This window comes from Bacteroidota bacterium, assembly GCA_016194975.1.
Lineage (GTDB): Bacteria > Bacteroidota > Bacteroidia > Palsa-965 > Palsa-965.
In genome coordinates this window covers 85,999-94,842 of the sequence record JACQAM010000025.1, presented here as the reverse complement: position 1 = coordinate 94,842, position 8,844 = coordinate 85,999, and the positions used below count along the sequence as shown (strand labels likewise).

Here is an 8,844-nt window from a genome sequence, read left to right as displayed (position 1 = left end):
CGTTCGGCCGATTATTCACATAAGTCATTTCCGATTTTTTTCCGCCGGATGGATAATAAGAAGTCCATACACCGGTCCTCGAGCTATTCACATAATTTCCTTCTTCAACAATTGCGGAGTCTGCAAATGACTTATCATTTTCCATTTTCCCGGTGATGATGAAATAACCTTGTTTTTTTCCTGCACTGTCAATGCGGTTGAGCGTATCGTTTTGCGCGAAGGAACACTGCGTGAGTAAGAGAAAAGAGAAGAGAAGCCAATTTTTCATTGGGGGAATGAATATAAACGTCAATGTAATAATGATACGGTATTTGTAATTCGTACGCAGCGTGCAGGCAAGTGCGTGACAAAAAAAACCGTTGAGAAATTTATCGCAACGGTTTTCAGAATATTTTTTCAAGCATTATTTATTTGCGTCGTCAGGAATAGGGCCGTCTCCTACATATTTTCCATTCTCATACTTTTTCACCTGGATGCAGAAACCATTATTGTCATAGAAACGTGCTTCTCCATTCACGAGACGATAGCTGTGGAAAACACCTTTCTGGCTTACTTGTCCGCCTTTCATGAGTGTGTATTGTCCTTCACCATTCCAGTTGGATTGTGGCGGAGCAGCGGGAGGAACTTCTTTTGTTTTATCGTTCTTAGGATCTTCCGGTGCGGTAGCAACAGGGGCGCCTGTTTTGTGATTGATCGTTTTCGAATCGTCGATCACGCCTCCGTTGAAATAAGTTTCTCTCACAAGATTTCCATTCGCATCATATTCTTTTTTCCATCCTTCTTCTTTTCCATCCTTCATGGTCACTTCAATAGCAAGCGTTCCATTCGGATTTTTATAAACCTGTTTTCCCTCGCGTTGACCAAGCGTGTTGTAATTGAATGCCTGCCGCTCGGTTCCATCTTCATAATACAAATGATAATCGCCGCTCCAACGTGTGCCCACCCATGTTCCTTCTTCCGCTTTCGTTCCATTCTCATTGTAAGTAACTGCGTGGCCATTGGGACGATTATTTACATAAGTGAATTCGCTTTTTTTCGAGCCGGTTGGAAAATACACAGTCCATATTCCCACTTTAAATCCGGCGTTGTAACGGCCTTCTTCAACTTTCGCATCTGCGGCATACGCAGGGTCTTTTTGTGCGCGCCCGTAAATGATCCAATGCCCCTGGCGTTTTCCATCAGGGCCAACATAATTAAGAGTATCACCAGCATGGAGTCCGGTAAAACTCAAAAAAAGAATTAAGGAGAGAATTGTAAATTTCTGCATTCTGTGTGTGAATGAAGATGTGTTGTAATTAAACGTGAATTGCCGACTGAAAGTTACAAAACAAAAATCCCTTCGGCAATTTTACCGAAGGGACGTTGAATATTTTTTTCGTCGAAGAATTATTTATTTGCATCGGCAGGAATAGGGCCATCGCCGACATATTTTCCTTCTTTATAGAGTTTGATCTGGATCAGAAGGCCATTATTATCATAAATTCTTTCTTCCCCGTTGATCAGTTTTTTAAGATGGAAAGTTCCTTTCATACTGATCTGTCCGTTTTTGTAAAGAATCCAATCGCCTTCGCCGGTGAAAGTTCCTTTGTTCGGTTTGAAGTTCGGATCGGTAACTACAGGAGCGCTTCCTTTAATATCTTTTTCTTCCGGCGCTTTCTCAGGAGTTTTGTCTGTAGTATCATATTCTTTTGTTTTGGAAGCATCGATTACGCCATCATTGAAATAAGTTTCGCGGATAAGATTTCCGTTTTCATCATATTCTTTTTTCCAACCGGTTTCTTTGCCGCCTTTCATATCTACGGTTATCGCCACTTTTCCATTCGGGTGATAATAGGTTTGCGTTCCATCGCGCTGTCCAAGCTGGCTGTAATTGAAACTTTGCCGCGGTGTTCCGTCTTCATAATATAATTTGTAATCGCCAACCCATCGCGTACCTACCCATGTTCCTTCTTCCGATTTTGTTCCATTCTCATTATACATCACCGCATGTCCGTTCGGGCGATTGTTTACGAAAGTGAGTTCACTTTTCTTATTTCCATTCGGAAAATATTCTGTCCAGATCTCAATCTTCTGACTGTCTTTGTATTTTCCTTCTTCCACTTTAGCTTTCGCATCATACTTAGGATCTTTTTTCATTTCCCCGGTAATGATCCACCATCCCTGCCTTTTTCCGGCAGGATCCGTATAGTTATGCGTGGTATCCGGATCCGCAAATGCGAGAACCGTATTGCCAAGGCAGAACAGCAGTATGAGAGTAAGTTTTTTCATCGGGATTTGTTTTGGGGCAAATACCCTGTTCAAAATTTAGATATTACTTTACTTATACCCGGAGACACAAAAATTAGTTCATGATTTTAGATGAAGCTTTGCAAAAAATCGACCAAAAAATGAAGTAAAGTGTGTGGCAGCGGTATGTGATGTATTTTACGGCCTTCTCCTGTGGCAGGTTTCAATGACTAACCATCATTTTCCGGAGATTTGCGAACATATCAGCCGACATTTTAGGAAGATCAAATTCCGGCTTCCAGCCCCAATCTTTCCCTGCCTCGCGGTCGTCTATACTTTTTGGCCATGTGTCGGCAATTTTCTGACGGAAGTCGGGCTGGTAAGTGATGGTAAATCCTTTGCAATATTCGCAAATAATATTCGCTATGTCGGCTGGAGAAAAACTCATTCCCGCCAGGTTATAAGCCCCTCGAATCCGGATACTATCGGCCGGGGCTTGCATGATCTCAATCGTTGCCCTTATTGCATCGGGCATATACATCATAGGAAGAGTAGTATCCGGCTGGAGAAAACATTCATAGGAATTTTTATTAAGCGCTTCATGAAAAATATGTACAGCATAATCAGTAGTTCCGCCACCCGGCGCCGATTTCCATCCTATAAGTCCGGGATAACGAAGACTTCTTGAATCGACACCGAATTTTCTGAAATACCATTCGCACCACCGTTCGCCTGCAAGTTTGCTGATCCCATAAATTGTGACTGGTTCGATAACCGTGAACTGCGGTGTATTTTCACGCGGTGTAGTGGGGCCAAAAACTGCGATTGAACTGGGCCAGTAAATTTTTTTAATGTGGCCTTCTTTCCCAAGATCGAGCACATGAAAAAGACTTTCCATATTGAGTTTCCACGCAAAAGCAGGATTCTGTTCGGCGGTGGCCGATAATAAAGCAGCCAAAAGATAAATTTCTTTCACCGAATATTTTTTCACGATTCCGAACAATTTATTCTTATCGAGTGCATCCAGCGTTTCGAACGGGCCACTCTGCATCACTTCCGGTGAAGAGGATTTAAGATCGGCAGCGATGACGTTGTCATTGCCGGAAATTTTTCTGAGCGCCATCACGAGTTCTGTTCCGATCTGGCCGGAAGAACCGATGACGAGAATTGTTTCTTTACTCATATAGAAAAAATGGGATGATCAAAGTTAAGAGAAGAAAGTTCCCGTGTTCCGGCTGCACATTATAAACTGCATTTGATTTTCAATCCTGTTCAACTTTGCGAATGACAATATCATCAAAACCCAACCGATCAAGTCCGTACCAGATCATTTCATAATTATTGTCGTTCATAAATTCGTTGGCAGCTTTCTTCACACCGTAGGGTTGCATATTCACCGGATCATAAACGGTGTAATCATTCAGTTGTATCAACCCTGAAGGTTTTATTTTCGAAAGTATCCGTTCAAGATCTTTTTTTACCGCATCGTAAGAATGGTCAGCATCGAGATAGATATAGTCGAAAAAATGATCCGGGAATTCTTTCAGGATATCCCATGAATATCCTTTTCTCACTTCTAATTTTCCTTCGCTGATCTGTAAGGCAAATTTTTTATTGTAATAATCAAGCTGTGCTGTTCCCGCCGGAATGTGTTTGAGAAAGGGAGAATTCTCCGATTTAGAATTGAACAGATCGATCGCAAAAAATTTTTCCGGTTGCAGAATTTTTATCAACTCTTCTGAAAAACCACCCCAGCCCACACCCACTTCTGCAATCATGCCTCCTTTCGGAAGCAAAGGAAGAATGGCGTTTCTCGAAGGAAGAACGCGGCAATTTTTCACCAACCCGGATTTTAATTCAGGTGCTGCCATTTTCTGGCTTTCCTGCGAATGATCTCCTTTCAAAAGCGTAAGGTTGCATTTGCGCGCAAGAGTAAGAATGATTTTTTTCAGAAAAGACATGGCAGTTATTCAGGAACCTGACCAAAGAATAAAGCTAACCAAAATGCAACTGCCGGGCATCTTAAGATCACGATATTTGGCAGGGCAATTGACCAAAATCATTTGCCCGAAAACACATCATCGTACATTTGCAATCTATGTCGAGTCTGCACAACCGCGTAAACCGGAATGAAATGAGAAAGCGCCTGGAGGAAGAAAATTTCAGGAGGATCACTCTTTCGTTTTACCGCTACGTTATTATCAGTGATCCGCAGTCCATGCGAAATGAATTGTGGAGAGAATGGAGTGAAATGAATTGCCTGGGAAGAATTTACATTGCGCGCGAAGGCATCAATGCCCAGATGAGTGTGCCTGAAGAATATTTCGAATCATTTAAACGCTCGTTACATGCTCATCCGGAATTCAAAGATGTTCCGTTTAAAATTGCTGTGGAAGATGACTCCGGAAATACCGGGGCAAGCGGAAAATCTTTTTTTATTCTGGTGATAAAAGTGAAAAAAAAATTAGTGGCCGATGGTTTGAAAGAGGGCGCATTCGATGTGACCAATGTGGGAAACCATTTATCGGCAATGGAATTCAATGAAGCTATGGAAACTCCCGGCGTGGTGGTGGTGGACATGCGCAATCATTACGAAAGTGAAGTAGGACATTTTGAGAACGCGATCCTTCCGCAGTCCGATACGTTCAAAGAAGAATTACCGATGGTTCTCGATCAGCTGAAAGGGAAAGAAAATAATAAAGTACTCATGTATTGCACGGGCGGAATACGCTGCGAAAAAGCAAGTGCATTTTTAAAACATCACGGATTCAAAGACGTGAACCAGCTTTACGGCGGCATCATTGAATATGCGAGGGAAATAAAAGAACTGAACATTCCGTCGAAATTTATCGGAAAGAATTTTGTTTTTGATGAACGGCTCGGCGAACGGATATCAGAAGACATTGTGTCGCTTTGTCACCAGTGTGAAACCGCGAGTGATCATCATGTGAATTGTAAAAATCCGGAATGCAATCTCTTATTCATTCAATGTGAAAACTGCGCAGAAAAAATGAATGGATGCTGTACCGATGAATGTATGGAATGGCTGATGAAGAATGAAAGTGAAAAAGAAAACCTGCGCGCACAAGGAAAAGGTTTTGTTCCCAAAGCAAGATATCATTCGCGCTTGAGGCCGATAGTTAAGAAGTAGCTTTTAAATTGGGAGCACGAATGGCGAATGTTCACAAAATTGATTTTCTCCAACGCATTTTTCGTACTCTTTCGTATTGCGTAACTTTCTCCCGAACGCGTTTGGGATTTCGTATTCTTATTGACAATTGTCATTCGGCTTTCCGTCTTTCTGCACTAATTTTACTTTAACAAAAACATGCACTATGCCTATCTACCATCATCTCGGGAAATTTCCTCAGAAGCGACACACGGTCTTCAAAAGTAAAAAGGGAAAATATTTTTACGAACAACTTTTCGGAACGGAAGGATTCACCGGATTCTCTTCGCTGCTTTATCATACGCATCGCCCAACGCAGATCAAAGAAATCCTGAAATCGGTTGACATAACTCCTGAAATTGCGGTCGCAAAAAATATCAAACCGCTTTTGCTCCAGGGATTCAACATTGTGCCGAAGGATGATTTTCTCGAGAGCAGAACTCCGCTGCTCGTGAACAGTGATGTGTTGCTCGGACTTGCTGCTCCGCAAAAAAGTATGAAAACCTATTTTTACAAAAATGCGGATGCTGATGAAGTGATCTTCATTCACAAAGGCAAAGGAAAACTGCGCACGTTCATGGGAAATATTCCATTCACTTATGGCGATTACCTCGTGATCCCGCGCGGAATGATCTATCAAATGGAGTTTGAAACAAAAGACAACCGCATTTTGTACGTGGAAAGCCATCATCCCATTTACACTCCGAAACGTTACAAAAATTCATCGGGACAACATCTCGAACATTCTCCATTCTGCGAACGCGATTTCAAATTGCCTAAAGAACTGGAAACCTACGACCGCAAAGGAAGTTTTCTCATCAAAGTGAAAAAGGAAAATGTGCTGCACGATATTGTGTATGCAACACATCCGTTCGACGTTGTCGGTTGGGACGGATATAATTTTCCATGGGGATTTTCCATTCACAATTTTGAACCCATCACCGGCCGCGTACATCAACCGCCTCCCGTTCACCAGACTTTCGAAACTTCTGCATTTGTCATTTGCTCATTCTGTCCGCGGCTTTACGATTATCATCCGAAATCAATCCCCGCTCCTTACAATCACAGCAACATCGACAGCGATGAGGTTTTGTATTATGTGGATGGCGATTTCATGTCGCGGAATAATATTCAGCAAGGATATATTACTCTTCATCCGAAAGGAATTCCGCACGGGCCTGCGCCCGGAGCAATGGAAAGAAGCATCGGCCAAAAAGAAACAGCAGAACTCGCAGTGATGGTAGATACGTTCCGTCCGTTGCAGATCACAAAAGCTGCAATGAAGATCGATGACGGAAAATATTATAAGAGCTGGGTGGAATGAATTCAGCAGGCTGCTATAGAGAAGCAAGAATCTATGTTGAGCAACCATCCATCATTGACTTTTCATTTATGATTTACATCATTGTTCGATTACAATAAAGTCTAATTCTCTAACTTTATACAATGGGAAAGCAAGATTTTGAATTATTGTCGGTTCATGGAAGAGCCATGTGGTCGTGAGATTTTTTTATTTCTGTAAAGTGATTTTCATTATCTCAAACAAAAACATTTCAAAAAATATTATCATGGCAAGAGAAATTAAAAACGTTGAATATGGACTCGACAAAATTTTCGAAGGCGCACAGGATTTTCTCCCACTCTTGGGAACCGATTACGTGGAATTTTATGTAGGCAACGCAAAACAATCGGCACATTTTTATAAAACAGCTTTCGGTTTTCAGTCGCTCGCGTATGCGGGGCTTGAGACGGGCGTGAAGGACCGCACATCCTACGTGCTCGCGCAGGACAAGATCCGCCTTGTGCTCACCACTCCGCTCATCAGCAATTCTCCGATTGGCGATCACATCAATAAACACGGCGATGGCGTTAAAGTAATTGCACTGTGGGTGGAAGATGCACGAAAATCATTTGAAGAAACAACGAAGCGCGGAGCAAAACCATATATGGAACCAACCGTGGAGAAAGATGAATTCGGCGAAACAGTGCGATCGGGAATTTACACGTATGGAGAAACCGTTCACATTTTTGTGGAGCGGAAAAATTACAAAGGAGTTTTTCTTCCCGGTTACAAAGAATGGAAAAGCGATTACAATCCGAAGCCAACAGGTTTGAAATTCATCGATCACATGGTAGGTAACGTGGGCTGGGGCGAAATGAATACGTGGGTGAAATGGTACGAAGAGAAAATGGGCTTTGTGAATTTTCTTTCTTTCGACGACAAACAGATCACCACAGAATATTCGGCGCTCATGTCGAAAGTGATGTCGAATGGAAACGGAAGAATTAAATTTCCGATCAACGAACCGGCGAAAGGAAAAAAGAAATCGCAGATCGAAGAATACATCGATTTCTACGAAGGGCCCGGGGTGCAGCACATCGCGATCGCAACGGATGATATTATTAAAACCGTAACTGAACTTCGCGCGCGCGGACTGGAATTTTTATCGGCACCGCCTCATTCCTATTATGAAGAAGTTCCGAAACGCCTGGGGAAACACATGGAAATGATGCATGAAGATATTTCTGTTCTCGAGAAACTTGCAATTCTTGTTGATGCCGATGAAGAAGGATATTTGTTGCAGATCTTCACGAAACCGGTAGAAGACCGACCGACATTATTTTTCGAGATCATTCAGCGGATGGGCGCACGCGGATTCGGCGCAGGAAATTTCAAAGCACTTTTCGAATCCATAGAAAGAGAACAGGCGAAGAGAGGAACGCTTTGAAATTCCCAAAATCAAACATCAAATTCCAGATCCCAAACTCAATATTGAAGTTTGGGATTTGTTTTTTGTCATTTGGGATTTTTCTTTCGTATTTTCACAGGGAATGAAACTCTACAGCAATAAAAAAGCGCTTTACATTTCCATTGCGCTCATTCTTCTTCTTGCAGTTTTCCTGCTCTGGTGGAGATTTTCGGCGAAGAAAAATATGCACGCCGATATCACTTCTTCCAATGGAAGTCATTACGCGCTCGATCTTCCAACCGGTTTTGAACCCGCCGATTTTGTGGATTATGATTCGATGAAATATCAACCCTCGCTCGAATATGAAAATAAGGCGCGCGATCTGCACGTGATGGTCATTGACGAATCGAAAGCGAAGATCATTTCGTTCGGACTCGATTACGATCTCGACACGTACATGAAAATTGCTTCGCGCCAGCTCGACAGCGCGGGACTGTACGTGAACAAACCGATGAACGTGAATAATTTCAAAGCGCTGCAAACAGAGATCAAAGGAAAAGTGAAAGGGAAAATAAATGTGTATCGCCTCACGTGTCTTGAAACTCCGAAATTCTTTTACCAGTTATTATTGTGGACTTCCGATGAAAAATATGAGAGCAATAAAAATGATATGGAAAAGATTGTAGGTTCATTCAAAGAAGTGGATAAATAAACCGGGAAGGAATGCGGAAGGTGCGGATCTTCGAAAGTCGCACTGCA

General features: G+C 42.3%; 9 protein-coding genes. 4 read left to right on the top strand and 5 right to left on the bottom strand.

Annotation, left to right across the window (positions count from 1 at the left end):
- The 5 genes from HY064_16535 to HY064_16515 form a co-directional block, all read right to left on the bottom strand.
- The coding region (locus tag HY064_16535; protein MBI3512269.1) for a hypothetical protein at positions 1–268 on the bottom strand (268 nt) is incomplete at its 3' end.
- Between the two features lie 135 nt (positions 269–403).
- Positions 404–1,231, bottom strand: coding sequence for a toxin-antitoxin system YwqK family antitoxin (locus HY064_16530; protein ID MBI3512268.1), 828 nt, complete (start codon positions 1,229–1,231; stop codon positions 404–406).
- Positions 1,232–1,386: 155 nt separating this feature from the next.
- The gene (locus HY064_16525; protein ID MBI3512267.1) at positions 1,387–2,268 is read right to left on the bottom strand and encodes a hypothetical protein; all 882 of its coding nucleotides are present in this window, start codon (positions 2,266–2,268) and stop codon (positions 1,387–1,389) included.
- 181 nt (positions 2,269–2,449) lie between these two features.
- On the bottom strand, positions 2,450–3,409 hold the full coding sequence (locus HY064_16520) for an NAD-dependent epimerase/dehydratase family protein (GenBank protein ID MBI3512266.1): 960 nt from the start codon (positions 3,407–3,409) through the stop codon (positions 2,450–2,452).
- Positions 3,410–3,488: 79 nt separating this feature from the next.
- Positions 3,489–4,187: a class I SAM-dependent methyltransferase gene (locus HY064_16515; GenBank protein MBI3512265.1), complete on the bottom strand. Its 699-nt coding sequence runs from the start codon at positions 4,185–4,187 to the stop codon at positions 3,489–3,491.
- A gap of 137 nt (positions 4,188–4,324) precedes the next feature.
- Between HY064_16515 and HY064_16510 the strand changes: the two genes are divergently transcribed.
- The 4 genes from HY064_16510 (at position 4,325) to HY064_16495 (ending at position 8,797) form a co-directional block, all read left to right on the top strand.
- Complete coding sequence (locus HY064_16510; protein ID MBI3512264.1) at positions 4,325–5,377, top strand: rhodanese-related sulfurtransferase; 1,053 nt, start codon at positions 4,325–4,327, stop codon at positions 5,375–5,377.
- 184 nt (positions 5,378–5,561) lie between these two features.
- Entirely contained in the window at positions 5,562–6,719 is a 1,158-nt protein-coding gene (locus HY064_16505) for a homogentisate 1,2-dioxygenase (GenBank protein MBI3512263.1), read from the top strand.
- 244 nt (positions 6,720–6,963) lie between these two features.
- Positions 6,964–8,124: a 4-hydroxyphenylpyruvate dioxygenase gene (gene hppD / locus HY064_16500; protein MBI3512262.1), complete on the top strand. Its 1,161-nt coding sequence runs from the start codon at positions 6,964–6,966 to the stop codon at positions 8,122–8,124.
- A gap of 103 nt (positions 8,125–8,227) precedes the next feature.
- A complete protein-coding gene (locus HY064_16495) occupies positions 8,228–8,797 on the top strand; it encodes a hypothetical protein (GenBank protein ID MBI3512261.1) in 570 nt (189 codons plus the stop codon).
- Positions 8,798–8,844 lie beyond the last annotated feature (47 nt).